Source organism: Rickettsia sibirica 246 (genome assembly GCF_000166935.1).
In the GTDB taxonomy this organism is placed as follows: domain Bacteria; phylum Pseudomonadota; class Alphaproteobacteria; order Rickettsiales; family Rickettsiaceae; genus Rickettsia; species Rickettsia rickettsii.
This window is the reverse complement of the sequence record NZ_AABW01000001.1, coordinates 295,369-309,636: the sequence shown is the minus strand read 5'-3', so window position 1 is coordinate 309,636 and position 14,268 is coordinate 295,369. Positions and strand designations below refer to the sequence as shown.

The window sequence follows — 14,268 nt, the reverse complement described above, 5'->3', positions numbered from 1 at the left end:
CGTGCTTGCCTATAGCTTTTTTGCAATGTATGGAGGAGTTAAATATGTTCAATATAAATCATTAAAAAGTTCTGCTCTGCTAGTTGAATATCTAGATATATTATGGAGCATAGAAGATCAAACTATTTTTGCGGAGATTATTAGTTTTTATTTTGGGCAGCGTACTTTCAGCAAATTATGGAAATATAAGACTTGAATTTTAAATAGATAATTTTATATATTTAAGTATATAACTAACAAAATAATGGTGGTTTTATGTTAAAGAGCGTAAGATTATATATTCCGTCTATAGCAGCTATGATTTTATCTAGTAATATTGCAATAGCTAATAAGAATTATGATGCCGGTAATGCAACGCCACTGCGTCAGGTAGCAGATTTAATAGATAATCAAATTACAAATATTGATAATTTATTTAAAAATAGATTGCCGCTTTATGAATCTAATAGCATAAAAAGCAATTTTATTACTAAAGATAAGCAGTATATTATTGTTATGGAAGTACCTGGCTTTGATAAAAGTCAAATTAAGGTTAAAGTAAACGGTAATAAATTATTTATTACAGGGAATATAGAAGAAAAAAATAAAGCTGATTATTCAGATAATTATATGAATAAAAATTTTAATTATGTAATATCATTATATGAAGATGTAGATCAGGCAAATATCTCTTCAAGCCTTAAGAATGGAATACTTACTATTATTCTACCTCGTATTGAGATTAAAGAACAAGAAGCAAGAGAGATAGTCATTGATTAATCAAGCATTGCTAATTTTTCTGAAACAAAACCTTTCTCTATATATAGTTAGGTAGTTTTATTAGCTCATGCTTTAGTTCATTATCTACTCCTATGGTTTCAAATTTTCGATCGACTAAGAAAATTATAGGTTTAGTGTTATGAATAAAGAAGAAGTCAAAATTCGGTTTGTTATCAAAATATCGATTAACACGCGGAAAATGATAAGCATGAGTAACAATAGCAATTTCGGCATTACTTAAGGCAATATTACCGTTTTCATGCTCTTTATATAGAGTGTTAAATTGTCCGCGCCGGTATTGGTTTGGTATTCCGGCAGCGTAAAAATATAAAAATTTTCTTTTGGATAATCGGTAATAATATTTTTATCAAGCGCTTCTTGTAGTAATTTATTATCATACGCTCCGCCGTTAAACAAAATCATCGGTCCGTATTTTTGCAATTCTTCATATGTTAGGCTAGATATTTGCTTATCAAGTTTTTTATTTGCTACTTCTCTTGCAATCTCTATCTATGCCAAGCCTCATCCTATTATATCCGTCCTCTTTATCTGCAGTCTCTATATTTTGAGTATCGGAATTGATAGGTATTTTGATATAAGCATGTCTTGCGGATTTTTTCATTAGCAGGATCAAACTCTAGATTATTTACGGTTATTACCTGTTCAAAATGTTTATCTTGAGTAAATTTTTGATAACTCTGAAATCCTAGAACCGAGGCTATAGCTATAATAAATATAGAAATAGCAGTAGTAAAGTTTTTCTAGTTTTTCATGTTGCGATAAAAATAATAAGGTTGAAATATGAAGAGGTTATACCAAGGATTGACCATAGTATCAAGAAAAGTAACTTTTAGTAATTTATTCGCTTTTTAGCTTTGCTAGATCTTGAGGGGTAGGCAGGAATTTTTCAAGCTTTTTAGGTAATGTTGCTGTAAGCTTAAATTGTGATACTCCTATTGGTTTTTGGATGCCTTCTATAGCGTATTCTACAGTAATACCTTGTTTTTCTTCGCACAAAATTAATCCAATTGTAGGATTGTCCGAATTATCTTTAATTGTGCGCTCCATTAAATTAAGATAAAAATTTAGTTTACCGGCATATTCCGGCTTAAACTTGCCGGTTTTTAATTCAATAACAACATACATAGCATTTGAGTTTTATGTGATAAAAAACTAAATCCAAATAATAATCTTCTCCCTCAAGTTCTATATGATACTGATTGCCAACAAATGCACAACCTTGTCCTAACTCTAATAAAAAGTTTTTAATATTATCTATCAATTTATTTTCTAAATCTCGTTCTATTATTTTACCTTGAATATCTAAAAATTCTAAGTTATACGGTTCTTTTATAATCGACCTGGCTAAATCGGACTGTAGCTCAGGTAAAAGTATTGGAAAAGTTATTTATACCTTTTTCGCTGACCTTTCATGTAAATTACTTTTAATTTGCAAAGATAATACATTTCTTGACCAACCATTTTCGATGGTTTGTTGTGCATACCAAATTCTTTGATTTATATTTTTTAGTTTTGAAAAAATAATAATATTATGACTCCATGGGATTTCTCCAACCGCCTGTTGGAGAATTTGGTCATTATTATATTCTGCAAAAAACTGACGCATATAAGAAAGGTTTTTATATGATAATCCTTTCATTTTAGGAAATTCTTTACGCAAATCATCAGAAATATTTTGAATCACTTTTGATCCCCATTTTTCTTTATTCTGACGTTCTAAAATTAATTTTCCTATATGCTAATAAAGAACTATCAATTCTTTATTTGCTGCTAAATGGGCTCTAATACGAGCTTTGCTAATTTCTTGTTTTAAATTTCTAATTAAATTAGTATATGATTCATTACTTAAAGTATTGCTCATTGATTTTCACTACTTCTTACCACCCACATTCATAGCAAGGTTTGCGGAAACAAATTCTTCAAGGTCACCGTCAAGCACTCCTTTAGTATCGGAAGTTTCATAATCAGTACGTAAATCTTTTACCATGTGATAAGGTTGCAAAACATATGATCTAATTTGATGTCCCCAGCTATTATCGGTTTTAGCGGCATTCTGCTCGTTAACGCTATCGGTACGTTTTTGCATTTCAAGCTCATAGAGTTTGGCTTGAAGCATTTTCATAGCTTGAGCTTTATTTTTATGCTGCGATCTATCGCTTTGGCATTGTGTTACCGTACCGGTCGGTATATGAGTGATACGTACAGCTGAATCGGTAGTATTAACGTGCTGCCCGCCGGCTCCCGATGCTCTAAAAGTATCGATTCTTAAATCTTTATCCTCAATAGTAATTGCTATATTATCATCAATTTCGGGATATACCCAGCTACTTGCAAAGCTAGTCATTCTTTTACCGGCTGCATTAAACGGAGAAATACGCACTAATCTGTGAACGCCAGTTTCGGTCTTAAACCAGCCGTAAGCACGCTTTCCTATTATCCTAATCGTGCATGATTTAATGCCTGCCTCTTCGCCGTTAATCATATTGATTATTTCGGTTTTAAAGCCGAGTCTTTCGGCAAAACGCAAATACATACGCATCATAATAGACGCCCAGTCATGGCTTTCAGTTCCCCCGGCTCCAGCATTAATCTCTAAAAAGCAATTATTACCGTCTGCTTCACCTGAAAACAAACATTCCGTTTCAAATTTGGCAGCAATGATGCTTAAATTTTTTAAGTCCTGTTCAATTTGTGAAAGTGTTTCTAAATCGTTTTCGGCTTCAGCCATTTCTTCAAGTTCTAAAGCATCTTTTAAATTGGATTTGAGTTTATTAAAAGCGTTTAGTTTTTCTTCTAGATTACTTTTTTCTCGCAGTAATTTTTGAGCATTAGCCTGATCATTCCATAAACTAGGATCGGCTGTTAACTCTTCTAACGCGTTCAGTCTTTCAGTTGATGCTTCAACGTCAAAGTGACCTCCAAAGTAGTTCTAAAGACTGCTCAATTTTTTTTACATAATTTTCTATTTCAGCTCGCATTATTTTTTCCTGTTATAAATTTCGATTTTGTTATATATTATCGTGGTTTAGTGTCATTCTGCGACTTGATCGCGGGATAACAGACAATAAACAAATGCAAATTATATCACAATAATTATGAATCATCAAAAATATATAAGGAACTTCTCAATAATCGCCCATATTGATCACGGTAAATCTACGTTAGCCGATAGGTTAATTGAACATTGCGGCGGCTTGCAGGCTAGGGAAATGAGCCAGCAAGTGCTAGATTCGATGGATATTGAAAAAGAGAGAGGTATAACTATTAAGGCACAAACCGTGCGGCTTGTATATAAAGCTAAAGACGGTAACACCTACTATTTGAATCTAATGGACACTCCCGGGCATGTCGATTTTGCTTATGAAGTTAGTAGGTCACTTGCTGCTTGTGAAGGCTCGTTATTGGTAGTTGATAGTACGCAAGGAGTAGAAGCACAAACGCTTGCCAATGTTTACCAAGCAATCGAGAATGATCATGAGATTGTACTGGTGCTTAACAAGCTTGACCTACCGGCGTCAGAACCTGAACAGGTTAAGCAGCAAATAGAGGATATAATCGGAATCGATACAAGTGAGGCTGTGCTAATCTCTGCTAAAAGCGGTATAGGGATTGATTTAGTTTTAGAGGCTATAGTAAATAAATTACCTCCGCCAAAAGAAAGTAGTTCTGATATTTTGAAAGCTTTGCTTGTTGATAGTTGGTATGACCCATATCTTGGCGTGGTTATTTTAGTACGTGTTATTGATGGCTACTTACGTAAGAATATGCGTATTAAAATGATGGCTACTAACTCAGTTTATACCGTTGAGAATGTTGGCTATTTTACTCCGAAAAAACATATTGCGGATGTTCTGCATGCAGGCGAAATCGGCTTCTTTACTGCGGCTATAAAGCAAGTAGCGGATTGTAAAGTTGGGGATACTATCACTGATGAAAAAAAGCCTTGTGAGCAAGCTCTACCGGGTTTTAAACCAAACTTACCCGTAGTGTTTTGTGGTCTTTATCCAACGGATAGCTCGGAATTTGAGCATCTAAAGGATTCACTGGCTAAATTACGCCTTAATGATGCTAGTTTTGAGTATGAAATGGAAAGCTCTTCGGCACTCGGAGTAGGTTTTAGATGCGGCTTTTTAGGGCTGTTACATTTAGAGATAATCCAAGAACGTTTAAGTAGGGAATTCGATTTAGATTTAATCACTACCGCTCCAAGCGTGGTGTATAAAATTCATATGCGGGACGGTGAGAACTTAGAGATACATAGCCCAGCAGATTTGCCTGATTTACAAAAAATCGAATCAATGGAAGAGCCTTGGATTAAGGCAACTATAATGGTACCTGATGAGTTTTTAGGTGCGGTACTATCGCTTTGTACGGAAAAGAGAGGGATGCAGCTTGATCATAGCTATATAGCAAATAGGGCTAAAATAATTTATAAATTACCGCTAAATGAGATAGTTTACGATTTCTACGATCGTTTAAAAAGCTGTTCTAAAGGTTATGCAAGTTTTGAATGGCAAATGGATGTTTATGAACCTTCCGAACTTGTTAAGCTTGGGATTTTGGTTAACGCAGAGGTGGTTGATGCACTATCCACAATCGTACACCGCTCACGTGCAGAGCAAAGGGGGAGGGCATTATGTGTAAGGTTAAAGGATTTAATACCGAGACAGCAGATTGATATAGCAATTCAAGCAAGTATAGGTAGTCGTATTATCGCTCGTGAGACTATTAAAGCCCTACGTAAAGATGTTTTATCTAAATGTTACGGCGGTGATATAAGTCGTAAACGTAAATTACTTGAGAAACAAAAAGCAGGTAAAAAGAGAATGAGACAGTACGGTAATATCGAAATTCCGCAATCTGCGTTTATTGCAGCTTTAAAAATAGGTGATGAATAAAACTTTTTTATTTTATATAAAGAAAACGCTAGACGTTATAATAAAGATTTGTTATAAGGAAGTATCTGAATCTTCCAGATGCTTCTAATGTTCCTCGGTAGCTTAGTGGTAGAGCAAACGGCTGTTAACCGTTCGGTCGCTGGTTCGAGTCCGGCCCGAGGAGCCATTCCTCAATTTTTGACAACTTTACGAATGAATCAAACGGCGAATGCAGCATAAAGTCAAGCTTTTTGCCTGTTAATTTATATTGAAAACACAGTTTTTATTAGGTGTCTTTTTCCCTCAGCATTCGACAAAACAAAATATTGATGTGCATTGGCAACTAAATTTAGTACATCTATCATTTTGTCCGTAAAACAATCATCACCTTTATTATGCTCTACTATCTCTAACATTACTTTATCACGACGTGTTGTTAATTTATATTTATCTTCTGCGTATTCTTCATTTGTAAATATACCTTCTAAAAGTTTACTTCTAAGCTTATCAAGGCTATTTTTTACACTGATAAGCTCTTTATTTCATTCTGTTATTCTTGTGTTATAATAATCTTTTTCATATTTTGCCGATTCTTTAACACTTTTAATTATTTTGCTCAATAAATCAGGCTCAATATACATTGATGCAAAAACTTTTTCTATTTGTTCTATAATTCTTTAGTAACAATAGGCTTGTAAATATGAGGGTAGTATTTGTTGTCTTTTTTATAATGTATTACTCCGTGATAAAAAGTATTATTTAATATTTTATGTCGGGCAATGGGGAGTATTAGATGTGTTAGTTAACCCTTATGCACTTGGTACAAGCGACAGTATAAGAATAAGATTTATGCAGGATATCGATATTGCCATAAGACATCCTGAATCTTTTGCCGTTGCTAGGAAATGATCAACTAGCTTTTCTTGCTGCTTCCATAGTACGAATACGATTTTAATATGAGGCCATTCATTACGCTAGGCTAATTTTAAATCATATCTTGCTTGTAAATTAATCCATAACTGGGCTGAAGTGTGAAAATATTTACCTAATCTCAGTGCCATATCAGTCGTAAGAGTTCGTTTGCCATACACTAGCAACGCCAAGTAAGAAATCATCGCCTATTCAACTATCAAAACCGACAGTACTGCTGGTTGAGTTATATTTATAACCGCTTAGATTATTTTGTGCCTTTTGAGGACTATTGCCGACAAAAGGACTAGCCCACGTACCGAAATCTACTTCTGTCTCATCACCGGCAGAAATAGAGAATATTTTTAAAGCCATAGATACGGAAGAAAAGATAAGGGAGTTGTTTGATAAAAATTATCAAGTTCAAGAAAAAAATTGATAATATAGCTAAGTCACTAAATGAAGAAAATAAGTTTGCGATACTTCGCAGAAATCTAACTAATAAAAGTACCTCAGCAGTAAAAAATATAGTTGAGAAAATAAACAGAATGCAAGTTGATATAGGTAAAGTATTGTTACTCGGTAGTGCAGGAATAGGTAAAACCACGTTAATGCATTATCTATCTTATAAATGGGGAAAAGAAAAACTATGGAACAACAAATTTGATTATGTATTTAGAATCAGGTTAAAGGAATTGTTAAGCTGGACAGTACGTTATGGTACTAATATAGATGACGATATACTAAGTTGTTTTGTCCATTATTGTTTAGATTCTAACGATATAAAACTTGAAGATATAAAAAGCATACAAGATAAAGATAGGATATTATTACTACTGGATGGTTATGATGAGGTAGCGTTTTTATCACAGAGTAATCGTGATGACCGAGATATTATGGATTCGGTATTTCAGTATAAAAATATCGTAATGAGTTCTAGGCCTAATGCGGTTATAGAAGAAATGAGCAACAGATTTGAGCAGAAAGTAGACAATACAGGCTGGGATAGTGAGGGAATAGAGCAATATGTACATAAAAATTTTGAGTATGATAAAGAGCTTGGAACACCATTAAAAATCTTTTTGGATACTCATGGCCAAATAAAAGAAATATGTGCAGTTCCTATCAATACTGCATTAATATGTTTGATTTAGAGCGATCAAGAAATAAGGGATAAATTTCAAAAAAAACAGTAATCAAGATTTTAATATAAGTCGTTTATATAGTGAAATAATAATTTGTTTTTTTTCTAGATGCCTATTATTAAGCCAGTTTATTATTTCACTATATAAACGACTTAAATATAAAAATAAAACTGAAGCTAATAATCACTTAAAAAACAAAATGAGTTTTTTAGAGCAAATAGCTTATGAGTCGTTTGTTGCAACAGGGAAGTGAGTAGAGAACAAAGTAGTAGAAAGCAAGAAAGATATATTAGATATAGACGAAGTTATAGAACAAGGGATATTAAGAATAGAAGGGCAAAATTTTCAATTTATTCATTTAACATTTCAAGAATATCTAGCTGCATGTTATTTAAAAAATCAGTTAGCAGATAACAACACAAAATATAAAGCAGCAAATTTTATAGGTGCGCATCGAAACGATCCGAAATATCTAATGACTCTGAAGTTTCTAGCAGGGATGGTAAGTAATGAAAATAATCAAGAGTTAATAGAAATATTTTGGAAAGCTGTAACATGTAATGTGGATAGGATATTAGAGTTAGGGATTGAAAGAAAGATTATACTCTTAATGCATTTATTAGCTCAAAGCAACATTAACGGGAAATTTGATAGTAGAATACCGAATTTAAAACAAATACAAAATTTAATAGATGAAGTTGTGCTAAAAGATATTACAGGTTGGGAACAACATATAATAGACAGTGGTTATTTATCGGAAGCGATTGTTAAAACAGTAAATGAAAAATTACAAAATAAAAAAACTGACCCTCAAGAATTTAAAAAAGTTATAGGAATCATCACAGGATTAGCAAATAAGAAATGAATGGGGCAGTAAAACAAAAATTTATAAGAAGTTAACAAGCCTATTAGAAATTAAATATGAACAATTACAAAAATTAGCCCAAATATTAGATGAGACGATAGATAAGACAGTATTACAGGAAAGTTAAAAAAAAATAATACCGTTATTAAATAAAAAGGTATTAAATGAATATGTAAATATAATATTGATTGAAATAATTAATATTATGCCTAATTTAGATATAAAAATATTAAATCAGGTAAAAAAAATTATACAACAAATACTTAGTTACTAAAAGCTTAGTTAAGATAGTAAATACAACACCTAATATAGCACCCAAGGCATTTAATGCACTGCAAGAATTATTTAATGATCCTATAGAAAATTTCAAGTTCGAGGCAGTTTCAGTTTTAGTTGAAATAGTAAAGGCAAAGCCTAGTTTAGTAAAAGAAGCATTGAACATATTGAAAACACTAATCCGTAATGCCTAATTATGTCAAATTTGATACTGTGCAATGTTTAAAATCAGAATAACTATTTGGTAACCCTAATAATGAAATTTTATATCAAGCTACTCGAGAAGCTTAACTGAAATGCTAAGTGTAATGTATGAACAATAAGCTTTAAATATACTGCAAGATCTACTAAATGATTCTAATATTTATATTAAGGCTACGGCTGTTGTAAGCTTATAGTTAATATATATTGTACCAAGTTTAACATTAGCAATAAGTATATTGAAAGAAGTATTAAACGATTCCGGAAACGAAGTCAAAATTGTAGTTATTTGGAGCTTAACTGAAACAGTACGTATAAATCCTAGTTTAGCCCAAGAGACATTAAAAATATTGAATACACTACTTAATAACCCTAGTAATTATATTGAATTCACAATCGTCAAAATCCTAGGTTGGATAATACAAATAAACCCCAATATATCACATGACGCATCTAAAATACTGAAAAATTTATTTAGTAATTCTGACAAATCCGAGTCTGCTCTTTAAGTTTAGTTAAATTAGGAAAGGTAAAACCGGTAGAAGAAGCATTTAAAGTGTTCAAAGATATACTCAGTGACCCTTATGTTGACAGATATGCTAAGTATGCAGTTGCTGTAAGTTTAATTAATATAATAAATGTAAGATCATTTGATAAAGCTAGTTATAAACAAGTTAATAGGTTAATAAAAATAATTGATCTACATAGAACTCAAAATTTTGATAAGGATTTATATTTAGAAATAGACGCCAAAACTACTCTACACACAATAACCGATTACATCACTCAAGAATATGAAAAAAGTAAAAATCCTGAAGTAATAGAATGGTTTATTGCGAGTTTTAACGAATTACCGAATATAAGCGAAACGCAAATCTTTTTAAAAGAAATATATAACAGCATATTAAAAAGCGGTGTGATAAATGAGTTGAGCGTAAGTTTATTTTAAATGGTATAAAGAAATATAATTTTACTTTTACGGTATCGGTTAGTAAAGCACCAGGAATAGAAGGCAAGATAATATTTGAAGATAGAAACTATGAAATATTTACAACCGATAATTCAGCAAGCAAAATAGTAAGTTTAGAGGAGTTTATAACTAAATTACTTGCAGAAACAGACGATCCGTTAGCAGAACAATATAAAAACCTCTATTCCTAAACAAAGGATTAGCTCTTAAAATAGCAGCAAGTGATATTAATTACATAAGTAGTATTACAACTGAAAATATATTTTATCTTATGCAGGTGATAATAAAGATAAGTGAAGTATTTTCAGTGATCATCTAATATATAAATTTGGTGAGGATAATTTAAAGAAAATAGCCACTATTTATCCAGCAGAAATTAACACAGAACTAAGAGGGCAACTATTTAACGAATTAGCAGCCCAAGAACAATGTGATTGCTTTATTAAGAATGAAAAGCTTAAGCCTGAAGAAGAAAAACAGATATTTAAATATAGTAGTAAGATGAAGTTTGCAAGTGAAATAATTCAAGATGCAAAAATAAGGTTGAAAACCAGTAATTTTAAATTACTAGATGCCGGGGCAAATAAAAGATTAGATGCCTATGAAATTAAGATAGATAGCCACAATAAAACACTATAGTGGAACAATGCAAAAAGCAGAAATTTTTAGAGAAATTGAAAGTTTAGTACAAGAAAGCCCATTATTATACGATTACTGTAATGCATTTTATTGGAATATAAAAATATCATAAATGTTTGCTGTATTGCTGAAACTAAAATATTTTAAAATAATATTAATGAGCAAGAGGGTATAATAAAAATATTAGTAAAAGGTATAGATTTAATAACGCAAAGTTTCTTAATAGATATATTAACAGATGTGGCTTGCAGTATAGTAGCAGCAAGGCATGAGAGAAAGCATGGAAATAAAGTAATTAGTATAAACGATATTATTCGCAATAAAATTGGAATGGAAGATTTAGACTATAACTTAAAGAAAATAGTTATTATTAAAACACAAGAACGTAGAAACGAAATAATAAATCTCTCAAAAACACCTATATCAAATTCTGATTCTACTAGATTTCAAGCTAATATAAAAGAATTAGGTAATGTAGTTAAAGAATTTAGGCTTTCTAAAACTATAGAAAGACATGATCAGGATAATATAGCTGTGCAACTAGCTTTAAAGGATTCTATTTTATTTATTGAATCTTTATATACAAACCGTGATGATATATTGAATGAAAAAAGTGATATATTTTTTAGAAGAAGATAATATAAAGAAGAAAGTTTTTGGCAGATAAGCTTTATACGGGATAAGTAATAACAGCACTAATAAAACATAATGAAGTTGCTTAAATACCAAAAGGTTAAAATTACTATGCTTCTTTAGGATTAAAAAGCCATTTATTATTACAATTTTAATTTTTGTTTTAATTGTAATCAACTATTATTAATAAAAATAAGAAATGACTTTTATGGAAGATTTAAGCTCTTGGAAAGAAAAGTTTGAAACTTGCGTTTACGCTCAAAAACTATTAGACAACATCGAATATTTAAATGCTAAAGTAAAAAATCCTGTTGATATAGAAGAAGTTAAAAAAGGTATCTACTACGCTCGCAAGTATCACGACTTACAAATACGTCAATTAGGCGATCCTTATTATTCTCACCCGATTGAAGTAGCGATTATGCTCGCAGAGTTTGTAGCCGAAGAAGCTCCTAAGCTTTATAATGCTATTATGCTGCAAGCTGTTTTACTGCATGATACTATTGAAGATATAGCACTGACTGAAGAAGTAATAACTATTGGACCGGAAGTAGCAAAGCACATAGAGGGTTTAACTAGAATAAAACCTTACGGAAAAATAAGTAGTGAGAAAGGTCTGAATTTGCTAGTTAGACAAAAAAGATATGATACAGTATTAATAAAGTTCTTTGACAGAATGTATAATTTACAAACTTTAGGTGCTAAATCACCTGAAAAAATGAGGAAAGTTTAATTAGTGTTGTAAAAATTGTTGTGTATATAGAGGCACATGAAATAAAACAACAATTAATTAAACTGTGCTACAAATAAATTTTGATGAATAATTTCTGCAGGGCTATAATTCACAGTATTTTTAATATATTAGCACAATAAATATATGATACATAAAATGCTACAGGACCTGTATAATCTAATAAAAAAACGCTATAATAGTTTTAATATTACTTTTATCTTCTTAGGATCAATATTAGCTTGTTCTAAAGTTTTTCTTAAATATCGTTTAGCATCCACAAACTCCGGTGTCTCTCTAAGCGAAGTTCTCCCGATGACTCCTACTATAGTGATTCCAGCACCGATTAAAAAAGCTATACGCCAACTAAAACCAAATGAAGTAACTAAAGAAGCTAAGCATAATGCTCCAAAACCACCTAATATACAAAAACTATCTAAAGTTGCTACAGTTGGATATTGTACAGGTGGTTTAATAAATTCAGTTAAATATACATCTGCTCCTATTACTTGCCCCATTGAGGATATGCCTTGTGCCATACGGCATGCTATCATAACCCATGTAGCTACAATTCCTATTTCATCATAAGCTGAAGATTTGCCATAATAAAACAAGCTATAGTCATAAGCAAAGTAGTTATTATTATAGTTGATTTTCTTCCTATATTATCACCAAGCCAACCAAAGATTAATGCTCCTATAGGTCTAAATACATATGTTGAACATAATGCAGCTGCTTCATAGATTAGAGCAGTTTGAGGATCAGCTTGAGGAAAAGCTCGTTGAGAAGCACTGCTGCCATATGTACATATAAATATAAATCAAAATATTCAAGAAAAGTGCCAATAGACAAAATACCTCATGCTTGTTTTGGTTCTCTATTTAAACTTGTTTGTGCTTTCTCATAGCCGAGCATAAATTCTTTATAAAAAATTAAATTGTAAAGAAATCTATACTGTTTTATATAAAAGTCAATAGGAAATTTCGATTTATACGAAAATCAGAAAGTGAAGTGCAACTTATTATTAATTTATGTTATCCATTTTGTCAATATAATTGCACTAGTGTAAAGTGGTATGTCTGTGTACCTGAGCATTCATCACAAGCCCAAAGCCGATTAACATGGATGCGATCATTGTTCCGCCGTAAGAAATAAACGGTAGTGGTACGCCTACTACGGGAAGCAAGCCCATAACCATAGCTATATTAATAAATACGTGAATAAATAAGATTGAAGTAATACCTATTACCATTAATTTACTAAAAATCTCTCGGCAATTTGCGGCAATTAATAAAGAAATAGTTATCAGTGCAAAATATAATATTAGTAAAAACATTCCTCCTATAAAGCCGAACTCTTCAGCGAAGGTAGCAAAGATAAAGTCAGTTTGATGTTCGGGAAGAAAATCCAAATGGCTTTGGCTACCTTGATTTAAACCGCGTCCAAATAGGCTACCTGAACCTATAGCGATTTTAGACTGAATAATATTATAACTAGCACCGAGCGGATCATGTTCGGGATCTAAAAAAACCATTACCCGTTTTTTTTGATAATCATACATCATATTCCAAGCAATAGGTAGGCTAATAAGAGCAGCAAGACCTAGTATTATAAAATATTTTATTCTAAGACCTGCCGCAAAAAATATAATTGCCGAAACAATTAAAACAATCATTCCCGTACCTAAATCTGGTTCTCTAATTATTAGAAAAGCCGGTATTAAAACTCCTATAATCGGTATAATAACTTTATGAAATTTTGTAAGATCATCAATTGTTAGTGAATGGAAATATCTAGCAAGCATTAGTACAACGGCGATTTTTATCGGTTCGGAAGGTTGAAGCTTAACTATACCGATATCAATCCATCTTTTACCGCCCATGGCAGTTGAGCCGAAAAGCTCCACGGCTACTAGTAAAGCGAGTACGCACAAATAAAAGATATACGATAACCTAAATATTATGCGTAAATCAATTAATGCAATAATAATAGCTAAAGGCAAGAATATACAAAAATTTATAATTTGTTTATAAGCCCAGGGCTGCAAATTACTATTTGCTGCAGAATAAAGCACAATGAAACCAATACAGCAAATTAAGCTAATTAGTAAAATTAAAGTAATCGGTAATTTTTGTAATTGTTCTAGATAATTTTTATGCATTATTTTTGTATTCAGTAGAGGTATTGTATGTCATTCCTGCGCAAGCAGGAAGCCAGGAACAAGCGCAATAAATTGAGCTTTT

Annotated in this window: 19 protein-coding genes, 1 tRNA gene and 2 pseudogenes; 9 read left to right on the top strand and 13 right to left on the bottom strand. The window is 31.7% G+C overall.

Annotated elements, in window-relative coordinates; all coding sequences use genetic code 11:
* The first annotated feature begins 1 nt into the window (after window position 1).
* Window positions 2-196, top strand: coding sequence for a hypothetical protein (locus RSIB_RS08965; RefSeq protein ID WP_010977017.1), 195 nt, complete (start codon window positions 2-4; stop codon window positions 194-196).
* Between the two features lie 59 nt (window positions 197-255).
* Window positions 256-759 (top strand): Hsp20/alpha crystallin family protein, encoded by a 504-nt coding sequence (locus RSIB_RS04160; protein ID WP_004996254.1) that lies wholly within the window; start codon window positions 256-258, stop codon window positions 757-759.
* 237 nt (window positions 760-996) lie between these two features.
* Here RSIB_RS04160 and RSIB_RS04165 read toward each other — a convergent pair whose 3' ends face one another.
* From RSIB_RS04165 to prfB, 7 genes and pseudogenes are all read right to left on the bottom strand, one after another.
* The gene (locus RSIB_RS04165; RefSeq protein ID WP_004996253.1) at window positions 997-1,182 is read right to left on the bottom strand and encodes a hypothetical protein; all 186 of its coding nucleotides are present in this window, start codon (window positions 1,180-1,182) and stop codon (window positions 997-999) included.
* Window positions 1,183-1,240: 58 nt separating this feature from the next.
* A complete protein-coding gene (locus RSIB_RS09075) occupies window positions 1,241-1,381 on the bottom strand; it encodes a hypothetical protein (protein ID WP_016728123.1) in 141 nt (46 codons plus the stop codon).
* A gap of 236 nt (window positions 1,382-1,617) precedes the next feature.
* Window positions 1,618-1,942: pseudogene (locus RSIB_RS10170) on the bottom strand (PDDEXK nuclease domain-containing protein).
* A 27-nt stretch (window positions 1,943-1,969) separates the two neighbouring features.
* Window positions 1,970-2,065: pseudogene (locus tag RSIB_RS10390) on the bottom strand (PDDEXK nuclease domain-containing protein); the annotation flags it as partial.
* 102 nt (window positions 2,066-2,167) lie between these two features.
* On the bottom strand, window positions 2,168-2,464 hold the full coding sequence (locus tag RSIB_RS04175) for a DUF1016 N-terminal domain-containing protein (protein ID WP_004996248.1): 297 nt from the start codon (window positions 2,462-2,464) through the stop codon (window positions 2,168-2,170).
* A gap of 54 nt (window positions 2,465-2,518) precedes the next feature.
* Window positions 2,519-2,641: a YhcG family protein gene (locus RSIB_RS09335; RefSeq protein WP_004996246.1), complete on the bottom strand. Its 123-nt coding sequence runs from the start codon at window positions 2,639-2,641 to the stop codon at window positions 2,519-2,521.
* 9 nt (window positions 2,642-2,650) lie between these two features.
* A protein-coding gene (prfB, locus tag RSIB_RS04180) for a peptide chain release factor 2 (protein WP_100217516.1) occupies window positions 2,651-3,758 on the bottom strand; the annotation gives its coding sequence in 2 pieces (ribosomal slippage) (window positions 2,651-3,688 and window positions 3,690-3,758; 1,107 coding nt in all).
* Window positions 3,759-3,875: 117 nt separating this feature from the next.
* Between prfB and lepA the strand changes: the two genes are divergently transcribed.
* Window positions 3,876-5,678: a translation elongation factor 4 gene (gene lepA / locus RSIB_RS04185; protein ID WP_004996241.1), complete on the top strand. Its 1,803-nt coding sequence runs from the start codon at window positions 3,876-3,878 to the stop codon at window positions 5,676-5,678.
* Between the two features lie 91 nt (window positions 5,679-5,769).
* Window positions 5,770-5,844, top strand: a tRNA-Asn gene (locus RSIB_RS05820).
* A 76-nt stretch (window positions 5,845-5,920) separates the two neighbouring features.
* On the opposite strand, the gene RSIB_RS09650 is transcribed toward RSIB_RS05820, so the two are convergent.
* The 3 genes from RSIB_RS09650 to RSIB_RS08610 all read right to left on the bottom strand — a co-directional run bounded on the left by RSIB_RS09650 (window position 5,921) and on the right by RSIB_RS08610 (window position 6,941).
* Window positions 5,921-6,073 carry a hypothetical protein gene (locus RSIB_RS09650; protein WP_016728121.1) on the bottom strand — a complete coding sequence of 51 codons (153 nt, stop codon included), beginning with the start codon at window positions 6,071-6,073 and terminating at the stop codon, window positions 5,921-5,923.
* A 558-nt stretch (window positions 6,074-6,631) separates the two neighbouring features.
* On the bottom strand, window positions 6,632-6,718 hold the full coding sequence (locus tag RSIB_RS09645; RefSeq protein WP_231567160.1) for a helix-turn-helix transcriptional regulator: 87 nt from the start codon (window positions 6,716-6,718) through the stop codon (window positions 6,632-6,634).
* Between the two features lie 61 nt (window positions 6,719-6,779).
* On the bottom strand, window positions 6,780-6,941 hold the full coding sequence (locus RSIB_RS08610) for an autotransporter outer membrane beta-barrel domain-containing protein (RefSeq protein WP_014410511.1): 162 nt from the start codon (window positions 6,939-6,941) through the stop codon (window positions 6,780-6,782).
* A gap of 29 nt (window positions 6,942-6,970) precedes the next feature.
* On the opposite strand from RSIB_RS08610, the gene RSIB_RS04190 reads away from it, so the two are divergent.
* The 5 genes from RSIB_RS04190 to RSIB_RS04205 all read left to right on the top strand — a co-directional run bounded on the left by RSIB_RS04190 (window position 6,971) and on the right by RSIB_RS04205 (window position 12,028).
* Window positions 6,971-7,720 (top strand): NACHT domain-containing protein, encoded by a 750-nt coding sequence (locus tag RSIB_RS04190; RefSeq protein ID WP_004996235.1) that lies wholly within the window; start codon window positions 6,971-6,973, stop codon window positions 7,718-7,720.
* Between the two features lie 466 nt (window positions 7,721-8,186).
* Window positions 8,187-8,576 carry a hypothetical protein gene (locus tag RSIB_RS04195; protein ID WP_004996233.1) on the top strand — a complete coding sequence of 130 codons (390 nt, stop codon included), beginning with the start codon at window positions 8,187-8,189 and terminating at the stop codon, window positions 8,574-8,576.
* A gap of 1,033 nt (window positions 8,577-9,609) precedes the next feature.
* A complete protein-coding gene (locus tag RSIB_RS09640; RefSeq protein WP_004996228.1) occupies window positions 9,610-10,002 on the top strand; it encodes a hypothetical protein in 393 nt (130 codons plus the stop codon).
* A gap of 900 nt (window positions 10,003-10,902) precedes the next feature.
* The gene (locus RSIB_RS04200) at window positions 10,903-11,301 is read left to right on the top strand and encodes a hypothetical protein (protein ID WP_004996227.1); all 399 of its coding nucleotides are present in this window, start codon (window positions 10,903-10,905) and stop codon (window positions 11,299-11,301) included.
* 202 nt (window positions 11,302-11,503) lie between these two features.
* On the top strand, window positions 11,504-12,028 hold the full coding sequence (locus tag RSIB_RS04205) for an HD domain-containing protein (protein ID WP_004996222.1): 525 nt from the start codon (window positions 11,504-11,506) through the stop codon (window positions 12,026-12,028).
* Between the two features lie 191 nt (window positions 12,029-12,219).
* On the opposite strand, the gene RSIB_RS04210 is transcribed toward RSIB_RS04205, so the two are convergent.
* The 3 genes from RSIB_RS04210 to rodA all read right to left on the bottom strand — a co-directional run bounded on the left by RSIB_RS04210 (window position 12,220) and on the right by rodA (window position 14,186).
* Entirely contained in the window at window positions 12,220-12,639 is a 420-nt protein-coding gene (locus tag RSIB_RS04210) for an MFS transporter (protein ID WP_004996221.1), read from the bottom strand.
* Window positions 12,600-12,713 (bottom strand): hypothetical protein, encoded by a 114-nt coding sequence (locus RSIB_RS10160; RefSeq protein ID WP_231282996.1) that lies wholly within the window; start codon window positions 12,711-12,713, stop codon window positions 12,600-12,602. Before RSIB_RS10160 ends, RSIB_RS04210 begins: the two co-directional genes overlap by 40 nt.
* A gap of 372 nt (window positions 12,714-13,085) precedes the next feature.
* Window positions 13,086-14,186, bottom strand: coding sequence for a rod shape-determining protein RodA (gene rodA / locus RSIB_RS04215; protein WP_004996220.1), 1,101 nt, complete (start codon window positions 14,184-14,186; stop codon window positions 13,086-13,088).
* Window positions 14,187-14,268: the final 82 nt, after the last annotated feature.

Excerpts from the sequence above, each read along its gene's own strand:
- RSIB_RS04160 (WP_004996254.1), top strand. The coding sequence starts at position 256 with ATGTTAAAGAGCGTAAGATTATATATTCCGTCTATAGCAGCTATGATT.
- RSIB_RS04165 (WP_004996253.1), bottom strand. The coding sequence starts at position 1,182 with ATGATTTTGTTTAACGGCGGAGCGTATGATAATAAATTACTACAAGAA.
- RSIB_RS09075 (WP_016728123.1), bottom strand. The coding sequence starts at position 1,381 with ATGAAAAAATCCGCAAGACATGCTTATATCAAAATACCTATCAATTCC.
- RSIB_RS09335 (WP_004996246.1), bottom strand. The coding sequence starts at position 2,641 with ATGAGCAATACTTTAAGTAATGAATCATATACTAATTTAATTAGAAAT.
- lepA (WP_004996241.1), top strand. The coding sequence starts at position 3,876 with ATGAATCATCAAAAATATATAAGGAACTTCTCAATAATCGCCCATATT.
- RSIB_RS09650 (WP_016728121.1), bottom strand. The coding sequence starts at position 6,073 with ATGTTAGAGATAGTAGAGCATAATAAAGGTGATGATTGTTTTACGGAC.
- RSIB_RS09645 (WP_231567160.1), bottom strand. The coding sequence starts at position 6,718 with ATGGCACTGAGATTAGGTAAATATTTTCACACTTCAGCCCAGTTATGG.
- RSIB_RS08610 (WP_014410511.1), bottom strand. The coding sequence starts at position 6,941 with ATGGCTTTAAAAATATTCTCTATTTCTGCCGGTGATGAGACAGAAGTA.
- RSIB_RS04195 (WP_004996233.1), top strand. The coding sequence starts at position 8,187 with ATGACTCTGAAGTTTCTAGCAGGGATGGTAAGTAATGAAAATAATCAA.
- RSIB_RS04205 (WP_004996222.1), top strand. The coding sequence starts at position 11,504 with ATGGAAGATTTAAGCTCTTGGAAAGAAAAGTTTGAAACTTGCGTTTAC.
- rodA (WP_004996220.1), bottom strand. The coding sequence starts at position 14,186 with ATGCATAAAAATTATCTAGAACAATTACAAAAATTACCGATTACTTTA.